Genomic DNA, 20,522 nt, shown 5'->3' on the forward strand with positions numbered 1-20,522 from the left:
GGATGCGGTGCCCGCCGCCATGCTCGCGCTGCTCGCCGATCAGATCGGGTGCGTACCCTGCTGGATGGCCGACGCGTCGTGGCCGCGAGTGCCGCGGGCTCACCCGACGTGAACCTGTTCCCACAAGACCTGATCTCGCGAGTCGAGGTCGTCACCGGCGGCGCCTCCGCCGCCTACGGCTCGGACGCAGTGGCCGGCGTCGTCAACTTCATCCTGGACAAGGATTTCACTGGATTGAGGGCACGGGTGCAGGCCGGCGTGTCCGATTTGGGCGATGGTCCTTCCCAGCAGGCCGCGCTCACCTTCGGTTCCTCCTTGTTCAACGACTCGGCCCATCTGCTGCTAAGCGCCGAATATCGCCGCACAGGAGAAATTCACGCGCCCGGGCAGCGCCCTTGGGCCGACGCCGCCTACGCCATCATCGTCAATCCAACGGGTTCACCCGCGCGCCTTATCGCACCCAGCGTGGCCTCAAACGCGTCGTTCGGTGGGTTGATCGTCGGAGGCCCGCTCAACAATACGCAGTTCCTGCCCGGCGGCGTCAGTACGCCGTTCCGGCTCGGGACCGCGGTCACCGCGACGACCATGATCGGCGGCGATGGTGCACCGACGCAGTTCGGCTTCACGGCCGGGCTGGAGAGCTACAACATTTTCGGACGCCTGACCGGCGAACTGGCGAGCGGCCTGAGCGTCTTCGCAGAAGGGTCGGCGGCGCGGTCCACCTCAAGCTACGATCTGGCCCGCCCTTCGCAGACGGCGGGGACGGCGTACACGATCTTCAACGACAACGCGTTCCTGCCCAACGACATTCGTACACGACTGGCGGCCGCGGGCGCCACGTCGTTCCGGCTCGCCCGTGTCAATCGCGACTTCGGCTATGCGCGCGTGGACGGACGGAGCGACACATGGCGGGTGACCGCCGGTTTCGAATGGAAGATCAACGGCAATTGGGAAGCGGAGGGCTATTACGCTCACGGCTCCAACGATTATCGAGTAGAGACCTACAACAACACCATCTACCGGCGGCTGTTCGCGGCCGCTGATGCCGTCGTGAACCCTGCCAACAATCAGATCGTCTGCCGCTCTACGCTGCAAGGGTTCGATCCGGGGTGTGTGCCCATCAACCTGTTCGGCGAAGGCTCTCCCTCGCAGGCGGCACTCTCCTGGATCAACGGTTCGGCGGTTCAGCTGCTCAAGCTGAAGCAGGACGTCGCTTCGCTGACGCTGCGCGGCGGGCTCTTCGATGTGCCTTCTGGCCGCGTGCAGCTGGCCGCCGGTGTCGAGTATCGCCGCGAGAGTGCGAACCAGACATCCGACGAACTGTCGCAGACGGTGATCTCGAACGTCGGCATCCGCGGCCTGCCCGCGTCCTTCGTCGGCCAACGCGGCTCCTTCTACCTCTCGAACCCTCAGCCTCTGCAGGGCAGCTATGACGTCAAAGAAGGCTTCATTGAGCTGGAAGCGCCGTTGCTGAAGGACTCGCCGATCGCGCATTCGCTGACGGTCAACGGCGCGATCCGGGCGATCGACTACAGTACGGTCGGGACGCTCACCGCCTGGAAGGTCGGAGGATCGTACGAGCCGTTCGAATCTCTCCGGTTCCGCGCGACGCGCTCACGCGACATCCGCGCGGCGAACGTGTCCGAGCTGTTCACCGGACCGGTGAGCATCCAGGGCACCGTGCTGTACAACAATGCGAGCACGGCCTTTATCGGCCGTCGCAGTGGCAATCCCAATTTGCAGCCCGAGCGCGCGGACACCATCACCGCAGGTGCGGTCTTCCGACCGACCTTCCTTCGCGGTTTTAACCTATCGGTCGACTATTATGACATCAAGCTGAGCGGCGCGATCGCGCAGCTCACGCCCCAGCAGACGATCGACCAGTGCAACAGCGGCTTCACCCCCGCTTGTGCGCAGATCACCAATCCAGGGCAACTCACGCTCCAGATCCCGACCCTCAACCTGTCGTCGATTAAGACCCGGGGTGTCGATCTAGAAGCGCTCTACGGCTTCGACCTAGGCGGCGGCAACGTTCGGCTGCGCACGATTCTTACCTATCTCGACAAGTACGAGACCACCTTGCCCGGCACCGCGCCGATCGACCGGGCGGGCGACATCGGCACCCAAGGCACGCCGCGGTGGAGCGGGACCTTGTCGATCAACTATGTCGCCCAGCCGTTCGACCTGTTTGTCCAGCAACGCTATATCGGTAGCGGCAAGATCGACACCACCGCGGCGCCCGGCACCTTCGCGAGCAACCATGTCGATCCGGTCTGGTATACTGACGTCACCGCGCGCTTCAATATTCCGGGAGCGAACGGAAACGCGCAGTTCTTCGCGACCGTGAACAACCTCTTCGATCGCGATCCGCCGATCGTCCCGACGATCCCCTACGGCGGCTACCGGAGCACGAACTTCGCGCTCTACGATGTCATCGGGCGGTACTTCACGGCTGGGTTTCAGGCGAAGTTCTGACGTGAACCTGATGAACAAGGCGGCATTCAGCGGCATCCGCGTCCTCGATATGGGTCAGATCTACAACGGCCCTTATTGCGGTCTCCTCCTGGCGCTGCTCGGTGCCGACGTGATCAAGGTCGAACCGCCAGGGGGCGAGCGGCTGCGTTACCGGTCGACCGATCGGATCGAAACGCATGAGTTCATGATGCTGAACTCGAACAAGCGCAGCATCGTCGTCGATCTGAAATCCGAAGCGGGGCGGAGCCTGTTCCGCGATCTCGTCTGCGAAGTCGACGTCGTGATCGAGAATTTCGCCCCGGGGGCGATGGAGCGCATGGGTCTGCCGCCCGCGAGCCTGCTCGATCTCAATGCGCGGCTGATCTACGCCTCGGGCAAGGGCTACGGCAACTCGGGGCCATATGCGCACATGTCGGCGATGGACATCACCGTCCAGGCGATGGCGGGCGTGATCGCCTCGACCGGTTTCCCGGACGGCCCCCCGACGAAGACCGGGCCGGCGTTTGCGGACATAATGGGCGGCGTCCACCTCTTCGGCGGGGTCGCTGCCGCGCTGTACCAGCGCGAGAAGACGGGTCGCGGGCAGATCGTTGAAGTGTCGATGCACGACACCATCTATCCCGCCCTGGCGTCACCGCTGGGCGCGATCTTCAATAATCCATCGAGTACGATTCCCGAGCGCACGGGCAACCGGCACAGCGGGCTCGCCGTCGCGCCGTATAATGTCTACCGCGCTAGCGACGGCCATATCGCCATCATGTCGGTCAGCGAACGTCATGCGAGCGGTGTCCTCATGGCAGTCGGGGGCGAGTCTCTCGCGAACGATCCCCGCTTCGCCGATCGGGCGAGTCGGATTGCGAACATCGATGCGCTAGATGCTGCCGTGGAGGAATGGACGGCCACGCTGGACCGATGGACGCTCGTGGAGCGGCTGGCGGAGCACGGCGTGCCCTCGGCTCCCGTGCTGACGGTGCGAGAGGTCGCCGACGACCGCCATCTTCGCGAGCGGGGCATGGTCCGCGACGTCGAGCATCCGGTTCGCGGCACGATTCCCGTCCCCGGTTCGGCCATTCGGCTCGAGGACTCGCCGGTGGACGCCATTTGCGCAGCGCCCCGCCTCGGGGCCGATGCCGCAGCCGTTCTGCAAGACCTGCTGCGAGCCGACGACGACCGCATCGCCGCGCTAATCGCGAGCGGCGCCTTGGGAGCACGCACATGACGACACCCACACCGTCACGCCGCCCCGTCAGGATCGCGAACTGTTCGGGCTTCTACGGCGATCGCCTCAGCGCCATGGCGGAAGTCCTGCGCGGGGGGGAGGTCGACGTGATCACCGGCGACTATCTCGCCGAGGTCACGATGCTGGTCCTGGCCAAGAACCGCCTCAAGGATCCCTCCTCGGGCTATGCCAAGACCTTCCTGACGCAGATCGATCCGCTGCTCGAGGAGATCGCCGCCCAGGGCGTTAAGGTTGTCGTCAACGCAGGTGGGCTCAACCCGGCAGGTCTCGCCTCGGCAGTGCGCGATCTCTGTGCCAAACGGCAGGTCACCCTGAATGTCGCGCATGTCGAAGGCGATGATCTTCTCGGTCGTCTGGATGATCTTCAAGCCGCCGGGCATCGGCTAGAGCATCTTGACACGGGCAAACCGCTTTCCGAGTGGGGCCACTCGCCGCTGACCGCCAATGCCTATCTCGGCGCCTGGGGAATTGTGGCAGCGCTTAGGGCAGGTGCCGACATCGTCATCTGTCCCCGCGTTACTGATGCGTCGGTCATCGTAGGTCCAGCGATCTGGTGGCATGACTGGATGGCCAGTGACTGGGACAGGCTCGCCGGGGCCGTGGTCGCGGGGCACATCATCGAATGCGGAACGCAGGCGACAGGCGGCAATTACTCGGGTTTCGCGAAGATTCCCGACATGATCCGCCCCGGCTTCCCTCTCGCCGAGATCGACGCCGCCGGGTCATGCGTGATCACCAAGCATGCGGGCACGGGTGGCGCGGTGACGACCGGGACCGTGACCGCACAGCTGCTCTACGAGATACAGGGATTGGATTACCTCAATCCGGACGTCACGGTTCAGCTCGACACGATCCGGCTCGAAGAATGCGGTGCGGACCGCGTGCTTGTGACGGGAACCCGAGGCGCGCCGCCGCCTGCCACGACCAAGGTCGCGCTGACGGCGCTTGGCGGGTTCGAGAACAGCATGATTTTCGTGCTGACCGGGCTCGATCGGGAGAAGAAAGGCAAGCTTATCGAGGACGGCTTTCGCGCGCTCCTTCAAGGCGCGGCCATCGATGAGCTCCGCTTCGATCACATCGGGGGAGGCGGCGACGCCACAGGCGATCAACTGGGCGTTACATCCTTCCTGCGGGTCTCGGTCAAAGGCGAGGAGAGGGCTGTAGGGCGCGCCTTCTTCGACGCATCCGTGGAGCTGGGACTGGCTAGCTATCCCGGGCTATTTTCCGTGCGGACGGGGTCGCGGTCCGCGAACGCCTATGGGGTCTACTGGCCCGGTCTGCTCCCGCAGAACGCCTTGACCCATGAAGCGGTCCTGGCGAACGGTAGCCGAATTCCTGCCCTACTCCCCTCCGTGACCTCGTTGCCGCGGGAAGCTCTCGCCGAAAGGCCGGTCGAAGCAGAGCTCGGGGCCTCCCGGCCAGCGCCTCTTGGCGAGCTGTTCGATGCTCGTTCTGGCGACAAGGGCGGGAACGGCAACGTCGGCATCTGGGCTCGCGACGATGCGGGATACCGCTGGCTCAAGGCCAAGTTGACGCCCGATGTCATTCGCGATCTACTTCCCGAAACTCGGGACCTGCTCGTAGAGCGCCATGATCTTCCCAACCTTCGCGCGTTGAACTTCGTCATTCACGGATTTCTCGATGGCGGTGCCACGGAAACCTTGCGATTTGACCCCCAAGCTAAGGCGCTCGGTGAGTACATCAGGTCAAAAGTAGTGGATCTACCAATAGCATTGCTCTCGAGCAATTCAAGCGGCTAGCAGTTAGAATGTCAGGTAGCGGAAGCTAGAAGCCGTGGACAAAGGTTGACGGCTGATTCGTTGCTTGATTCAAGGCTGGCTTTTGAAGGCCGGCTTGGGCGAGCGGATGGGGGTTCCGACGACGAGTGGGCGCTGATCCGGCCGTTGTTGCCGGCCGAGGGTGGGCCCGGTTGCCGCCCGGCGCAGGACAATCGGCGGTACTGCGAAGGCATGATGTGGGTGGCGCGCACAGGTGCCCAATGGCGGCACCTGCCCGACGATTATGGGAAGTGGAACAGCGTGTTTCGCCGCTACCGCCGCTGGGCGGTGACGCGCGTGTTCGACCCGCTACTCGAAGCGCTGTCGGAGTTGATCGAACGGGACCGCTCCGCCGACATGATCGACAGCACAGTCGTCCGGGTGACGTCCTCCCTGTTTTTCATCCAGTTTGAGCGAGAGTTTCCGCCTGTAGAGCCTTTGGGCGAGGAGCTTGGACATGAAGAAGACGAGGCATGCGGAGGAGCAGATCGCGTTCGCGCTGAAGCAGGCGGAGGCGGGTATGTCGGTGGCGGAGGTGATCCGCCGAAGGGGGATCCCGGAGCAGACATTCTACCGCTGAAAGAAGGTGTACGAGGCGCCGCTGATGCTCCGCATCCGTGATCTGGCGGCGACGCGGACGCGGTATGGCTACTCTAGGATCTACATCCTGCTGCGCAGGGAAGGCTGGGCCGTGAACCATAAGAGGGTCTAACGGCTTTACCGGGATGATGGACTGAGCCTTCGGCTCAAGAAACCCCGCCGCAACGTCAGCGCTGCCAACCGCGACCGGCAACCTGTGGCTTCGGCGGCCAACGAGATGTGTTCGATGGGCTTCGTCTCCGACGCGCTGTTCGATGGCCGGCGGTTGCGGGCTGACCGTCGGGCGGGTTGCCCTCCGCCGTGGCGATGCTGAGCATCATCAATGCCTGTGACAGAAAACCGAACGTTCCCTGCACCACCGCGCGATGATCCTAAGCGCACCCTTGGACTGCCCGGTTGATCCGGACGTAAACAGAATGGTGGCGTGGTCGTCAGCGCCGATTGTCGGCGATGGCGTGTCGTGTTGACTGCTCGTTGTTACCCCGGCCAGCGCCTCGCCGATCGGGCGGGTATCGTCCACGCTGACGATGGGGCGAAAAGGCGGGATACAGCGCGCAGCCGGGCTACTCGCGGGGCATCGGCGAAGACCAGGGTGCATCCAAACCTCGTTTATTGCCGCCGCGAACTCCTCGGATTACCATCAGCCGTTGAGCAGCGTCGTAACGTCGCCTGCCACTACAATGCCCATGTAAGGCACGATCCATGCCGGCGAATTGCGCATGGCGATGCCGACGCGGTCACCCTTGATGATACCCTCAACCATAAGCGCGAGTGCTACAGTTTTGGACGCGGCATGCGTTCCGGTGAAAGTGAGCCGTTCATCGCCGGCGACCAGAAATGTCGAGCCGCCATGCCGGTCACAGAATATGCGAATGAGGTGGCCACCTAAATAACCCGACAGGCTCTCGCTCTTGATAAGAGTGAGGCATATGACTGACGGTACGACCAGGCGTTACGATGATGGCGAGGTTCTTTCCGGTGTGCAGCGCCGGAGGCGGTGGGCACCGGAGGAGAAGGTCCGGATCGTCGAGGAGACGTATCTGCCGGGTGTCGTTGCCCCCTAAAAGGCCTGACGGGGACAACAACAGCGGAGTAGTCGGGAAGCGTGGGCGGCGCTCCGGCGACGATCGGCAGCAGGCGACCGAAGCGCTCGGCGCTGCCCAGCGTCAGCATACCCCCGTGGCTAGCCAGAGCGACGCTATCGTGGCGTTACTGCTGCTCGAACGAGGAAAAAATGTGCGCCGGAGAGGGCGCACGATCTCGGCCAAACCAATCATCATTGAGTGCCACCCCAAGTAGCCGAGTGGCGGACGCGCAACACTGAAATGAAAAAACGTTTATTGAGCCGAATGTCCCGGTGTTTTATGCCTGCGGCTCGCTATAGCTTACCAATGGCACGATTTCCGGGGAGCAGGTCACCAGCGAGCGCACTATAAAGCGGCACCTTCGCGATGGACGCACGAGGCTTCGCCAGCTCTCCGCCGAGTTCCGTTACGACCTTGCAAAGAGATGCTGAGCGATGGCACGCTCAACATCACCGTCATCGTCGCGCCTGACCTGTCTCTGATCGACTACGCCGCCGACGGTGAGATCCCCGACTCGTTAATACCGAGGATCAGGTCAGACGCATTTGCCCGGCTTGCGCCGCCTTGCTGGAGGCTGCGTTCTTCTGGGACACTCGTCCGACTACCCGGATTCCTTCTCGCCGCGTAGCCAACGCTTTAACCAAATCCGCTCACCCACAGCTACAAGGTTCGGGACTTTGCAATCGCTGGTCGCCCGGTCAACCAGCAGGGAGCAAGCCGGGTGGCATTCCCACCTCCCCAGCTTCGCATCCCACATTATCCCAAACCACGCGCCGATAACGGCCTAGAAGGTGTAAGTAAGTCCGACCGCCGCGGCGAGCTGATCGGCGTCGCCCACACCGCTGACAACAGGGCTGCGCTTGTACTTGCCCAGCATGCGGCCATAAAGCACGCCGGCGCCGAGACCGAAGCCGCGGCGAAGGTCGCCGCTCAGGCTCTGTAAAACGAATGCTGACAGGTTATACCGCTTCCAACCGCTGTCGTTGATCGCATAGGTCCGCAAGCCGCTGGCGAGTGACCCCGCTGGCGTGACCGCAAAATATGTGCTTCCATAGCCCTTCCCCACATAATCCGCCGATGCTCCGATGGATATGAGCGTACGGGTAGACAATGGCGTCGCGTAGTTGATCTGCGGCGTCACGACGTAGCTGTCGTGCACATTGGACAGGTCGTGAACATAGGCAACCCGGGCAGTAAGCGTGTCATAGTCGCTGGTGATGACCCCCGTTCGGCTGATCCCGACATAGCCGCCCGCTTCCCACGCGGTGTCGATCTCACCCAAAGCGCGCACCTGGAGATTGTCGACCTTGTTGGTCCGGTCGAGCCGCGCCGCTCCGATCACTCCGAGTTCGAAATTGGTACCGGGTCCCGAACGGCTCGGGACCAGATTGACATACAACTGAGTGCCGCGCGTGAAGAAATCATGGTTGGCGACCTTGCCGGTAAGAACGGCCCCAGGCGTTATATTGTTCTTGTCGGCTCCTTCGTAGTCAGGCAGCGTGGCTGCGCCAACGCCGATCGTCAGACGGGATCGGTCTGGAGGGGGCGCATCGCTCGATTGGGCACCTGCAGCCGATGCGGCAACCAGACCTAGCGACGCGGTGGCTAGTCCGCACAGGCCCCTTAAATCTGCCAGTCTCATCTGAAAAGTCGGCCTCCCAGCCTCTGGTTGGTTCTTCGAGAGAACACGGTAGAAACATTTCTGCTCAACGAGTATGATACGGAACGGTTTACATATCACAAGGTTGCAGAGTGGCTGACACCCAGACCGAGTCCGGCGAGCACGAGTCCGAAAAGCGCGATCTAGACGAGCAAGGTTCGCCCGACCGGCCTGCAGCCGATCGGCAGGCGGCCGAGAAGAAGGACGACAAGCCCGGGCTTCTCGAGCGCTATCCGATCATCCGCTATGTCCTGATTGCCGCGCTTGTCGCCGGGATTATCGTGGCGATCTTCTGGTACATGAACCACCGCGAGCGCGGTCAGTACCTCCAGTCGACCAACAACGCCTATGTGCGTGCGGATTTCGTGACCGTCTCGCCGAAGGTCGGCGGCTATGTCGAGCGCGTCCTCGTGGCCGATAACCAGCCCGTCCGCCGTGGTCAGTTGCTGGCGGTGCTCGATCCTCGTGACTACCGCGCGAATGTAGAGCAGGCGCAGGCGCAGATCGCTGCGGCCGCGGCCAACATCACAACCGCTCGCCGCACCCTCGACGAGCAGCAGGCTGGGGTCGCGCAGGCGGCCGCCCAGGTGGCTAGCGCCGAGGCTGCGGCTGCGGCGGCGGAGAACGAGGTCGGGCGTTACGAGCCGCTTGCGCGCACAGGCGCGGAGTCGCGCGAGCGGCTGGCCAACCTCGTCCTTCAGCGGGACCGCGCCGCGGCGGAGCTGCGCGCTCAGCGCGCGGCCTACCTCGCCGCGCGACGCGGCGTCGCGACGCAGGCGGCGCGCATCGGCCAGGCGGAAGCTCAACGCGGCACGGCGGAGGCGCAGCTTGCCCGCGCATCGACGGATCTCGGCGCGGTCGAGCTCCGCAGCAGCATCGACGGCGTGGTCGCAGACAAGGCGGTCAGGACGGGCCAGTTTGTTCAACCGGCGACCCGGCTCATGTCGGTCGTGCCGACGGACCAGCTCTATATCGAGGCGAATTTCAAGGAGACACAGGTCGCGCTGATGCGGGTGGGCCAGCCGGTATCCATCAAGGTGGACGCGCTCGACAGCGCCGAGCTGCGCGGAAGCGTAGAGAGCTTCTCACCGGGCACTGGCGCGCAATTTTCCCTTATCCCGCCCGAGAACGCAACCGGCAACTTCACCAAGATCGTCCAGCGAGTGCCCGTGCGCATCAGCATCGAGGCGGGTCCGGAAGCGCGCCGGGTGCTGCGGCCAGGCCTGTCGGTCGAGGTCACGGTGGACACGACCGGCGCCAAGGGCAGCCGGGAGCGAATCGAGCAGGAAACCGAGCGTCTGACGCGCGGCGAGACGCAGGGCAGGCGCTGATGGCTGCCGAACGCGCCGGCCTGCGCGACTGGCTCGCCGTTGCGGCGGGCACGATTGGGTCCTTCATGGCGCTGCTCGACATCTCGATCGTGAATGCCGCGCTCCCCACCATTCAGGGCGAAATCGGCGCAAGCGGAACCGAGGGAACCTGGGTCGCGACTGCCTACCTCGTGGCGGAGATCGTCATGATTCCGCTGAGCCCCTTTCTTGTGCGGCTGTTCGGACTGCGTAACTTCCTCCTGGGTGCAGCGGTCAGCTTCACCGGCTTCTCCGTCGTTTGCGGCCTCTCGACGACGCTGCCGATGATGATCGCCGGACGCGTCGGGCAAGGCTTCACCGGCGGCGCACTGATTCCGACCGCGATGACGATCATCGCGACACGGCTGCCGCCGTCGCAGCAGCCGATCGGCACCGCGGCCTTCGGTGGCACCGCCATCCTCGGCCCTGTGCTCGGGCCAATTATCGGGGGCTGGCTCACCGACAATTACAGTTGGCATTACGCCTTCTTCCTCAACGTGCCCGTCTGTGCCGGGCTCGTCCTCCTGCTTCTGCTCGGGCTCAAGCACGAGCGTCTGCGGCTCGACCAGCTGCGTCATGCCGACTGGTTCGGGATTGCGGGGCTCGCGATCGGTCTGGGCGCGCTCACCGTGATGCTCGAGGAAGGTCAGCGGGAGATGTGGTTCGAATCCGCCATGATCGTGAAGCTCGCGCTGGCAACCGTGTTCGGCTTCGCCCTCATTTCTATCGGGCAGGTGCGTTCCTCGCACCCCGTCCTGAAGCTGTCGCTGATCTTCAGCCGCTCATTCGGCAGTGTCTTCGTTTTAAGCCTCGTCATCGGCGTTGTGCTCTACGGAGTCACCTTCTTGATCCCGCAGTTTCTCTCCGCGATGGCCGACTACAGTGCCCTGCAATCGGGCAAGGTTGTCTTCGTTTCGGGCATTCCCGCCCTCATGCTGATGCCCTTCCTGCCGCTCGCGTTCAAATATCTCGACGTCCGGTTGGCCGTAGTCATCGGCATGACGCTGATCGGGATCAGCTGCGCCATGGACTGGCACCTCACCGCGCAGTCGGCCGGTGGAGAGCTGACGGACTCGCAGTTGGTTCGCGGTGCCGGCCAGATACCGCCAGCTCGCCGGTCAACTGCTCGAGCAATCCACGGTGATGGCCTACAACGACCTGTTTTTCGCACTCGGGATCGCGATCGCGATCACGACGCCATTGGCGCTCTTTCTTCGCCCGATCTCCTCCAGCACGCAGATGGCGATGCACTGATGAAGAAGCGACTTACCTGGACTCTTCTCCCCGCACTGCTCTCCGGATGCGTTGTCGGCCCGAACTACGGAGGCCCTCCGAGCGTCGCAAGCGGTGAGCGGGCGGGATCAGGGTTTCGCCGCGCCGACCCGGCAGTGACCTTGCCTCAAGCCCCGATCGCACGTTGGTGGGAGAGCATGGCCGACCCTCAGCTTACGGCACTGATCGATCGCGCGCTTGCCGCTAATCCGGACGTCGCCATTGCGGAGGCGCGGATACGAAAGGCGCGGGCGAGCTTACGCGAACAGCGCGCCAACCAGCTGCCGACGGTGTCCGCGTCGGGTACGGCGATCGTCGCCGATCTCCCGGCGGGCTCGCTCGCCTTGCCGCCCGAGGGCGAACAATCCGACCGCATCAGGGCCGAATTCTACAACGCAGGCCTCGATGCGTCGTGGGAGATCGATCTGTTCGGCGGCCGCCGACGCGCCGCGGAGGGCGCGCAGGCTCAGGCGCAGGCAGCCGAGGCCAACCGCGCGGATGCGCAGGTGCGCCTGGCCGCTGAGGTGGCCCAGAACTACGTGACCCTGCGCGAACTTCAGCAGCGCCTTGTTCTGGCTCGCCGCTCCGCACAGCTCCAGCAACAGTCGCTGACCCTCCTGCAACAGCGTGAACAGCGCGGCGCAGCCTCGCGCGACGAGGTGGTTCGGCTGAGGACGGAGCTCACCCGAACGGAAGCCGGGCTGCTTCCGCTCGAGGGTCAGATCGCCACGACATTGGATCAACTGGCTCTACTCACCGGCGACGAGCCTGGCGTGCATGATGCAGCGCTCTCCGCTCCCGCACCAATACCTTCGATACCGGCGACAGTCGCGATTGGCGACCCTGCCGCGATGTTGCGACGGCGCCCGGACATCCGCGCGGCCGAGCGACAGCTGGCGGCCTCGAATGCCCAGATCGGCCTCAACGTCGCCCGGCAGTTCCCCTCGGTCAGCATCATGGGGATCATCGGCCTCGGAGGCCCTGACATCGGCGACGTGGTCGATCCTGATAACGTGTCGAGCCTGCTGCTGCCGCGCATCAACTGGAGTTTCCTTGACTTTGGCCGGAATCGTGCCCGCGTCGATCAGGCAAGGGCCGATCGCCACGAAGCCGAGGTACAGTATCGCAAGATCGTCCTCTCTGCCCTGGCGGACGCAGAGACGAGCCTGACCCGCTTCGGCAATCAGCGCAGGAACCTGTTCTCGAGCATCGAGAGCCGCAATGGGGCGAGACAGTCGGCCGCGTACGCGGCGCAGCGGTTCAGACAGGGGGCCGTCCCCTTGACCACCTCCCTGGAGGCAGAACGCGCTGCGCTGGGGGCGGAACAGTCGGTACTGGAGGCCACCGGTGAGCTTGATCGTTCCTTCATCGCCTTGCAGAAATCGATCGGGTTGGGATGGTAGTGACGGTGAGCAAAGGGCGATTATTCAATGCACTAAGCAGCTCGCGTGAAGGCGCCGCTTCGTCCTCCGCCTGCTCAGTACCTGCGTGATGACGTGGTCAGAGGCGGAATGGACCTGCTGTTCTTCGCTCACCGGTCCCACCTTGCGCATGCGGATGCAGAGCTTGCAGCGCGCAAGTTGGGTCGCGCTCATCACCGCGTATTGTACTTCGTCGGTAGATACCCGGACCTGTCCGTGAGTGACCTGTTGAAGATTCTCGGAGTTACCAAGCAGTCTCTGGGGCGCGTGACGAAGGACTTGAGCGAGCGGGGATTGATCGATGCTCGGCCCGGAACGCGCGACAGGCGTCAACGCCTATTGACGCTCACAAGGGAGGGTCAAGATCTGGAGACAGGCCTTTTCGAGGACCTCCGACGGAACATGGCACGGGCATATCATTAGGCCGGCGAAGGGGCGGTGGCGGGCTATTGGATGTTGATGCAGCACCTGATGCATGATGATGCCCGTGACTAGTTCAGCAGGCTCCAGAGCGGAAGCTAGAACAAAGGTGCCGGACCAGGCCGACGGGAGTGAACGGCCTAGTCCGACGAAGGTCACCTCATCCGGCAAGCCCGGAGGGAGTGAGGGACTTGCCGGTGGTGAGCTCGTTTTCCAGTACCGGGACGGCAGTGCCGGCGACCTGCTTCAAAGCCGGATCGGTTCCGTCCTGTGCATAGCCCTTGTGGACAGCCCAGGCGGCCTGCTGCACCTGCGCAGACTGTGTCAGGTACAGGTTGTCGAAAGCGCTCTTCGGGGCCTTCTGCAACACCTTCAGCAACGCGGCACGGTCGGCAGATAGATTCGAAGACGGCGCCTTGATCGTACGCTGATCGTTCTTCAGCGCCGCCAGCAGTGCCTTGTGGCTGCTCTGCGCTTCCGCCATCACCCGCCGCGCATAGGCCTTCACGTCATCCCTCTGCGCACGTGTCACGGCGAGTTGCGCCGCCTTGATCTGGAACAGGTTCGCATCCGCCGCGGCGAGGACGTAATTGGGCCCGCTCTGGCTGGCAATCGGGGAGACGCCGACGTCGGCGCTCGTCATCGTCCCCGAAGTGGCCGGTGAAACGGCTTGGGCGAGCACCGGAACTGGCGCGAGAGAAAGCAGGGCAGCAAATATCGCAGTCTTCATCGAAACCCTCCGTTGGTGTTGACTGGCATTGGGCAAAATCAGCTCACGGAACGACAAGGAAACGAAACAGTTCCTTTTTCTGGATGTTGGTGGTCAGTGTTCCTGGGCGGGTCGCTGCCCGCGCAGACGGGAGAAGTGCATGGCGCCTGTTATGAAGAAGGCTGTTGGCAGGGGCTGTTCCGATGCGGAATGAACTCCTGGCTGCTGCGCCAGTTCACACTTGCCGGCCGGGTGCGCCGGCGAGCGTCTGCAGGGTCACGGCTCGGATTGTCCTGATCGCTTCGGTCCTCATGTACGCCGCTTGTCTGGCGGGGTGCGATCGGACACCGCGTCGGGCACCACAGCGGGCGATGGATGCGATCAGCGTGCCACCGCAAACATCGGTGATCGACGTGCCGATCGCCGCGGATCTCGACGAACTCGCCGCCACCCTCGAGCAGGCGGTCCCACGTCGTCTCTGGGCGATCGACAAACCGGGCCAGACCTGCGTGCCGCCGCGGAAGGTGAAAATCCTTTTCGCAAAGATAAACACTCCGACGGTGCGGTGCCGCATCACCGGCACCGTCGTCCGCGGCTCCTTGACGCTCGGTGGTTCAGGGAAGGCCATCGTTGTCACGATGCCGCTCCATGCTACGATCAGCGCGCGAGACGTGGGAGGCGTGGTCAGCCGGGAAACGGCCGAGGCAGACGCACGCGTCAGGGCGGTAGTGCAACTCGACGTTGCCCGCGACTGGTCTCCGCGCGGAAAGGTGTCGATTTCCTATGACTGGACCGATGAGCCGCACGTCGATTTCCTCGGCCAGCGGATCGAATTCACCAGCAAGGCCGATGCCAAGCTCGCCAGCGTCGTCGCGCGCCTGGAGCGCACGCTTCCGCAAGAGCTCGCCAAGCTGAGGGTGCGTGAGCAGATCGCCCATGTCTGGAGGACGGCGTTCACCTCTATCGAACTCAACAAGGCGAACCCGCCGGTGTGGATGCGGATCACGCCCCAGCGGCTGAGCGTTGGAGGCTACACGATTTCGGCAAGACGGCTGAACCTGTCGCTTAGGCTCACGGCGACAACGGAAACCTTTGTCGGCGATCGACCGCCTGATCCGCAACGCCAGCCGCTCCCCGACCTCGCCCGCAAGCAGCCCGGACCGAGCGGGATCCTGTTCGCCGTCCCCGTGATCGCGGACTATCGTCAGCTGGAGCCGGTCCTAGCCAAGGCGTTGGTGAAGCGGTCCAAGCGCCCCTTCCACTTGCCCGGGATCGGGGCCGTCCGGGCCCAGTTCCACCAGGTGACCATCTACGGCACGACTGGCGGCAAGATTGCGGTGGGGCTTCGCTTCAGCGCGACAGGCCAAGTTGGGAAGCCCTCCAAGGGAACGGTCTGGCTGACCGCCACGCCGCGTAACGCCGTCAATGACCGGCATGTCTCGTTCGAGGACCTCGCGGTAGTCGGAGCAACCGACTCCGTCAGGGCCAGCCTGCTCCTGAAGCTCGTCAATGCGCCTGGCATCTCCGGAACCGTCTCGAGCGCGCTGACCCAGAACTTCGAGAAGGACTTCGACAAGCTGCTCGCCAAGATCACCCGTGCGATCGACACAAAGCGGATTGACGACCTGATCGTGCGCGCTCACATTACGGACGTTCGCACGGGGCGCCTGAAGGCGACTGGGCAAGGCGTCTACCTGCCGGTCTGGGGAAGCGGTACCGCGACGATCACACTTGCCGGGAGATAGGATGGTATGACATCGCTGCGGATGCACTTGCTGACATCCCCGATGGTCCTAGGCGACGGCGTGGTGATCGCCCGCCAGGAACGGCGCAATGAACGCGGAAAATTACTCCCGCCGAGCGCGGCTGCGGGAACCCGGTACGCCGCGCCGCAATTGCAGGCGCTCGGCCGCTGAGCGCCGGGCAACTTGACGGCCGGGTCGCGATCGTCACCGGCGGCGGGCGCGGGCTGGGCCGCGCCATGGTGCTCGGCCTTGCGGCGGCGGGAGCGCGCGTGATCGCGACCGCCGCCCGCGAAACGGCGGAGATCGAAGCGCTGGCGGCCGAGAGCCCGGACGGACGCATCATTCCGATGATCGCCGATGTCCGACGCGAGGAAGACTGCGCTCGCGTCGTGGCGACGGCGCACCACCGGTTCGGTCGGCTCGACATGCTCGTAAACAACGCCGGTCGGGGCATGAAGTATGTCAGCCAGCGCTTTCTGAAGGAGCCCACGCGGTTCTGGGAGACCGACCCGGAGGTCTGGCGCATGGTCATCGACACCAACGTCAACGGCCCGTTCCTGATGGCGTGGGCGGCGGTGCCGGGAATGATCGCCGCCGGCCGCGGGCGGATCGTCAACATCAGCATGAACTACGCCACGATGCGGCGGCGCGGCTTCTCGCCCTACGGACCGTCCAAGGCGGCGCTGGAATCGGAGACGATCATCTGGGCACAGGATCTGGAGGGCACCGGCGTCACGGTGAACGCCCTGCTGCCCGGCGGCGCAACGGCGACCGGCATGATCCCGGACGGCTTGCCCCAGGAGGAGCGCACCGGGCTGCTCGATCCAGCGATCGTCGTCCCACCACTTCTCTGGCTCGCCTCCGACGCCTCCGACGGGGTCACGGGCCGGCGGCTCGACGCCTCCCGCTGGAGGCAGGACATCTCGGAAGCCCAGGCCGCCGCCGCTGCAATGGACCATGCCGGCTGGACCGCGGCCTGACGATTGCTGATCAGCCCCGCGACGAGCGGCACACCGCAGGCCTGACGATGAGCGACCAGATCGTACGGTGATGGATCGGAGCAGCCGAGTGTCAATCGGCGGAACCACCGAAGGCAGGCGATCGCTTCTCGAAAAGCTGCGCCGCTTGGCGCGACCAGAACAGGTGATTACGCCTCCCCTCGCGCGGCCGCAGCTTCTCGCGGCCGAGCTGTAGGCAGAAGCGCTAGGTGCAATTGCAAAGCTACTGTCCGTCGGAGTCGCGCGATGACGAGAACGCGCTTCTAGCCTTGTGCAGCGCCGTGACACGCTTGACCTGGGCAGTGCAGCACGGCGTGAGTTCGGCCGTCTTCGCGACGCTCATGCGCGCCTCGCGCAGATCCACCATACGGCGGTGCTGCGCATGGTCCGCCTTGCGGCTGGTGTACCGCCCTTTCCGCTTCGCGATGTCAATGCCCCGACGCTGCCGCTCGCGCCTGTCCTCGTAGTCGTCGCGCGCAGCTTACGGCGCCACCCGCAACAGCGTCTCCTGCACCGCCTCGAGCACGATGCGCGCCACGCCCGCGCTGCCGGCCACCAGTAGGGCAAGTCAATGATGCCCGGCACGGCTAGCCTCGGCGCCCTTACCCCTCATCGCCGCGACCAAGCACTCGGTTCCGCCAGCGGTAGGCGGCTGATCCGGTCGATCTTCTCCGCCACGACCACCCTCGCCCGACTGATTTCTCTGCGGCGATCACCAGCGCGCTCGGATGGGAGGTGATGGAGATCAGTGTCGCGGTCGTCTTGAGTCTCGTTCATCCCGACCAGCACGACGAGTTCGAGGAGCCGGTCGATCGGCAGAGATCGTTGCGTGCCGTCGCCAGGCTCGTGTTCGCCTCATTAATGGCCGGACGACAGCCCATTTGACGTCGCCCCTGTTTTTTCATCCATATTGAGCGAGAGTTTTCCAGCCCTTTGAAGCCTGCGGGCAAGGAGCTGGGCATGAAGAAGACGAGGCACACCGAGGAGCAGATCGCGTTTGCGCTAAAGCAGGCGGAGACGGGCACGGCGGTGTCGGCGGTGATCCGCCGGATGGGGGGGATCTCGGAGCAGACGTTCTACCGCTGGAAGAAGGTGTACAGCGGCCTCGGCGTAGGCGAATTGCGGCGCCTGAAGCTGCTCGAGGAGGAAAACCGCAATCTCACGCAGCTGGTCGCGGATTTGAGCCTCGACCGCTGGACTTCAGCCGGCCGCGTAAGCCGACGGACAATTCCTTCGTGGAGTCGTTCAACGGGCGGCTGCGGGACGAGTGCCTGAACACGCACTGGTTCCTGTCCCTGGACGACGCGCGGGGCAAGATCGAGGCGTGGCGGCGAGACTACAATGAGAGCCGTCCTCACACATCGCTTGGCTGGCTGACACCGGTCGAATATACTGCTGCCGCTGCCAAGATCGTGGCCGAATGGATGCCGGAAACTCACCCTCGACTTGGATGAGAAACCGGGGGAGCCTCACTTAACCAACGCCCGTTCTCATCTGGGATGGTTGATTGAGAAAGCGCCAGTTCTCCCTATTGCCACTTTTGCTGGTAAATAATGTCGGGATCCTTGTGATGAATCCCCCAACCGGCGAACAATTCCATGGAACGATGACGGGGTTGTGAACGGTGGCGGGCGGGGGGATTAAAGATAGCGAGCGGTTCGCGGGGTTGATCCAAGATCATACTGGTATCGTCCGGAATGTCGCGGGCAGTTATGCCCGCGATCCTCATAATAGCGCCGGTCTGATGCAGGGAATCTTGGTCAGTCTATGGGCGTAATGGCTACGCTACCATGAGGCGCGGCCTTTCCCGACATGGATGTACCGCGTGGCGCTCAACGTCGCGCTGTCGCATGCGCCGCGCGGCTGGACCGCAGTCGCTTGCTGGGCGCGATACGATCCGGCAGGCATTGATCGCATGGGTTTTCCGCTGCTGTGACAGAAAGACCGGGTCCGGTTCTGCAAGGCCAAAGCTTCATCGGCGCCGGTCCCTCGCCGCGCAGGTGTCGGGCCACCTTGGTGTCGCCGCGGGAATGACGTCGCTGTCGCTCGCCTATTTCACCGCGGTCGTTGTGATCCTAGCGATGCGTCGTCGGGCCTTCTGGGCAATGGCTCGCAACGCGCGCTGGTGTTACGAATTCTGCTGCGTCGTTCGTCCAAGCCGGTGATGACCGATGACGTCGCGACAAAGAGATGGTTCGTGCAAGAGATTCTTCCCTTAGAGCGCGACCTCGTGCGCTTCATCGCGCGTCATTGCCGCGATCAGGCGGATGTGCTCGATCTGCGACAGGAGGTGTATGAACGCGCCTTGACCGGGTCACCGGTCGATCGCCTGCGATCGACGCGCAGCTATGTGTTCACGATCGCGCGCAACGTGTTGATCGACCGGGCGCGCCGCGCCAAGATCGTCTCGTTTGAACAGGTTGCCGACATCGAAATGATCGAATGGGATGTCGATGTTTCTGCGCAGGATCGCCACCTGACGGCCCGCGACGAACTGCGTCGGGCGATGCAGGGGCTGGAACAACTGCCGCCGCGCTGCCGCGAGGTGGTTCGTCTGCGCAAGGTTGAGGGGCTGAGTATTCGCGAAACCGCCAACCAGCTCAGCGTCAGCCACCCTACGGTGGAGCGTCAGCTGACGCTGGGGCTGCGCGCGCTGGCGAATTTCATGCTGGGCGGCGACGTGCGGATCAACCGTCCGCCGGCCCGTCCGGTCGCGGTGAGAAAGGCCGATCGATGAGCGTCGAACGCGACATCGAGCAGCAGGCGGCACAATGGCTCGTCGTGCGCGAACAGCCCGGCTGGAGCGCCGCCGAGGCCGCTGCGTTGCAAACATGGCTGGACGACAGCGTGGCGCACAAAGCCGCGTTCTGGCGGCTGGAGGCAGGCTGGCACGCCGCCGACCGCCTCGCCGCGATGCGCAGTGGCAGAGCCGTCGTGTTCGACAGACGCTGGACGCGCGCATCGGTCTGGGCGCTCGCGGCATCGCTCGTGATCGTCTGCCTCTCGGCCCTGGCGCTGTGGCAGTTGCGGGCGAACCGTGACGCCGCGTCCGCGATCCGCATCGCCACGGCGGTCGGGGCGCAACGCCAGGTCACGCTGGCGGACGGCAGCGCCGTCACTGTCAACACCGCCAGTGTGATGCGGGCGTCGCTTGCGGGCGGACAGCGCCGAGCGTGGCTCGACCGCGGCGAGGCGTATTTCCAGATCGCGCACGACCCGAGCCACCCGTTCGTCGTCTTCGCCGGCAGGCGCAAGGTCACTGTCCTCGGCACTAAATTCTCGGTCCACAGGGATGGCGAAACGGTCATCGTCGCCGTCGCGGAGGGCCGCGTGCGCGTCGAGGACTCCGATCCGGCGAAGCCCGAGCGTGCCGCGATCATCACCGCCGGCGAAGTGGCGATCACGCGCGGCCAGTCGATGCTGCTCGCCGACCGTTCCGAGCAGCGGGTGCAGGACGCACTGGCATGGCGGCGCGGCGTTCTGACCTTCGACCAAGTGACGCTGGAACAGGCGGTGCACGAATTCAACCGCTACAACAGGCGCCAGATCCGTCTCGGCGATGCGCAGGCGGGCCGGCTGCGCATCGGCGGATCGTTTGAGGCGACCAATATCGACGCCTTCACGCGACTGTTGCGCGATGCGTTCGGCCTGCGGATCACGAACGACGCGGACGGGGTGACGATTAAATCCTGACGACACGTTACGGCTTTCGACGAGCCGTTCGTCTGACGCGGTGACGGCACGAAGAGGCCGGCCGATGAGCCGATACA

The 20,522-nt window shown here is 64.2% G+C and carries 16 protein-coding genes and 3 pseudogenes; 16 read left to right on the top strand and 3 right to left on the bottom strand.

Annotated elements, in window-relative coordinates; all coding sequences use genetic code 11:
• The first annotated feature begins 48 nt into the window (after nt 1-48).
• The 5 genes and pseudogenes from ACFDTH_RS03995 to ACFDTH_RS04015 all read left to right on the top strand — a co-directional run.
• Nucleotides 49-2,475, top strand: a complete 2,427-nt coding sequence (locus tag ACFDTH_RS03995) for a TonB-dependent receptor domain-containing protein (RefSeq protein ID WP_375286215.1) — start codon at nt 49-51, stop codon at nt 2,473-2,475.
• Between the two features lie 10 nt (nt 2,476-2,485).
• A complete protein-coding gene (locus ACFDTH_RS04000; RefSeq protein ID WP_375286251.1) occupies nt 2,486-3,694 on the top strand; it encodes a CaiB/BaiF CoA transferase family protein in 1,209 nt (402 codons plus the stop codon).
• Nucleotides 3,691-5,475: an acyclic terpene utilization AtuA family protein gene (locus ACFDTH_RS04005; RefSeq protein WP_375286216.1), complete on the top strand. Its 1,785-nt coding sequence runs from the start codon at nt 3,691-3,693 to the stop codon at nt 5,473-5,475. Before ACFDTH_RS04000 ends, ACFDTH_RS04005 begins: the two co-directional genes overlap by 4 nt.
• Before the next feature lie 147 nt (nt 5,476-5,622).
• Nucleotides 5,623-5,782 (top strand): annotated as a pseudogene (locus ACFDTH_RS04010) (transposase); the annotation flags it as partial.
• 168 nt (nt 5,783-5,950) lie between these two features.
• Nucleotides 5,951-6,367 (top strand): annotated as a pseudogene (locus tag ACFDTH_RS04015) (IS3 family transposase); the annotation flags it as partial.
• A gap of 366 nt (nt 6,368-6,733) precedes the next feature.
• On the opposite strand, the gene ACFDTH_RS04020 reads toward ACFDTH_RS04015, so the two are convergent.
• Both ACFDTH_RS04020 and ACFDTH_RS04025 read right to left on the bottom strand, forming a co-directional pair.
• The gene (locus ACFDTH_RS04020; protein ID WP_375286252.1) at nt 6,734-7,042 is read right to left on the bottom strand and encodes an AMP-binding protein; all 309 of its coding nucleotides are present in this window, start codon (nt 7,040-7,042) and stop codon (nt 6,734-6,736) included.
• 920 nt (nt 7,043-7,962) lie between these two features.
• Nucleotides 7,963-8,820, bottom strand: coding sequence for a MipA/OmpV family protein (locus tag ACFDTH_RS04025; RefSeq protein WP_375286217.1), 858 nt, complete (start codon nt 8,818-8,820; stop codon nt 7,963-7,965).
• Between the two features lie 110 nt (nt 8,821-8,930).
• On the opposite strand from ACFDTH_RS04025, the gene ACFDTH_RS04030 reads away from it, so the two are divergent.
• The 3 genes from ACFDTH_RS04030 (at nt 8,931) to ACFDTH_RS04040 (ending at nt 13,303) form a co-directional block, all read left to right on the top strand.
• The gene (locus ACFDTH_RS04030) at nt 8,931-10,169 is read left to right on the top strand and encodes an HlyD family secretion protein (RefSeq protein ID WP_375286218.1); all 1,239 of its coding nucleotides are present in this window, start codon (nt 8,931-8,933) and stop codon (nt 10,167-10,169) included.
• Nucleotides 10,169-12,862: an efflux transporter outer membrane subunit gene (locus ACFDTH_RS04035; RefSeq protein ID WP_375286219.1), complete on the top strand. Its 2,694-nt coding sequence runs from the start codon at nt 10,169-10,171 to the stop codon at nt 12,860-12,862. The genes ACFDTH_RS04030 and ACFDTH_RS04035 overlap by 1 nt, the downstream gene beginning before the upstream one ends.
• A 108-nt stretch (nt 12,863-12,970) precedes the next feature.
• Entirely contained in the window at nt 12,971-13,303 is a 333-nt protein-coding gene (locus tag ACFDTH_RS04040; RefSeq protein ID WP_375286220.1) for a MarR family winged helix-turn-helix transcriptional regulator, read from the top strand.
• Between the two features lie 157 nt (nt 13,304-13,460).
• On the opposite strand, the gene ACFDTH_RS04045 is transcribed toward ACFDTH_RS04040, so the two are convergent.
• Nucleotides 13,461-14,030: a DUF4142 domain-containing protein gene (locus tag ACFDTH_RS04045; RefSeq protein WP_375286221.1), complete on the bottom strand. Its 570-nt coding sequence runs from the start codon at nt 14,028-14,030 to the stop codon at nt 13,461-13,463.
• A gap of 350 nt (nt 14,031-14,380) precedes the next feature.
• Between ACFDTH_RS04045 and ACFDTH_RS04050 the strand changes: the two genes are divergently transcribed.
• The 8 genes and pseudogenes from ACFDTH_RS04050 to ACFDTH_RS04085 all read left to right on the top strand — a co-directional run bounded on the left by ACFDTH_RS04050 (nt 14,381) and on the right by ACFDTH_RS04085 (nt 20,445).
• Complete coding sequence (locus ACFDTH_RS04050) at nt 14,381-15,754, top strand: DUF4403 family protein (protein WP_375286222.1); 1,374 nt, start codon at nt 14,381-14,383, stop codon at nt 15,752-15,754.
• Nucleotides 15,755-15,775: 21 nt separating this feature from the next.
• Nucleotides 15,776-15,925, top strand: coding sequence for a hypothetical protein (locus ACFDTH_RS04055; protein ID WP_375286223.1), 150 nt, complete (start codon nt 15,776-15,778; stop codon nt 15,923-15,925).
• 29 nt (nt 15,926-15,954) lie between these two features.
• On the top strand, nt 15,955-16,734 hold the full coding sequence (locus ACFDTH_RS04060) for an SDR family NAD(P)-dependent oxidoreductase (RefSeq protein ID WP_375286253.1): 780 nt from the start codon (nt 15,955-15,957) through the stop codon (nt 16,732-16,734).
• Between the two features lie 756 nt (nt 16,735-17,490).
• A complete protein-coding gene (locus ACFDTH_RS04065; protein ID WP_375286224.1) occupies nt 17,491-17,637 on the top strand; it encodes a hypothetical protein in 147 nt (48 codons plus the stop codon).
• 75 nt (nt 17,638-17,712) lie between these two features.
• Entirely contained in the window at nt 17,713-18,027 is a 315-nt protein-coding gene (locus ACFDTH_RS04070) for a transposase (RefSeq protein WP_375286225.1), read from the top strand.
• Nucleotides 17,946-18,206 (top strand): annotated as a pseudogene (locus ACFDTH_RS04075) (transposase); the annotation flags it as partial. The gene ACFDTH_RS04070 and the pseudogene ACFDTH_RS04075, both read left to right, overlap by 82 nt.
• Before the next feature lie 710 nt (nt 18,207-18,916).
• On the top strand, nt 18,917-19,489 hold the full coding sequence (locus ACFDTH_RS04080) for an RNA polymerase sigma factor (protein WP_375286226.1): 573 nt from the start codon (nt 18,917-18,919) through the stop codon (nt 19,487-19,489).
• Nucleotides 19,486-20,445 (top strand): FecR domain-containing protein, encoded by a 960-nt coding sequence (locus ACFDTH_RS04085; protein ID WP_375286227.1) that lies wholly within the window; start codon nt 19,486-19,488, stop codon nt 20,443-20,445. Before ACFDTH_RS04080 ends, ACFDTH_RS04085 begins: the two co-directional genes overlap by 4 nt.
• The last annotated feature ends 77 nt before the right edge of the window (nt 20,446-20,522 follow it).

The sequence above is a fragment of the Sphingomonas sp. genome, from assembly GCF_042096255.1.
In the GTDB taxonomy this organism is placed as follows: domain Bacteria; phylum Pseudomonadota; class Alphaproteobacteria; order Sphingomonadales; family Sphingomonadaceae; genus Sphingomonas.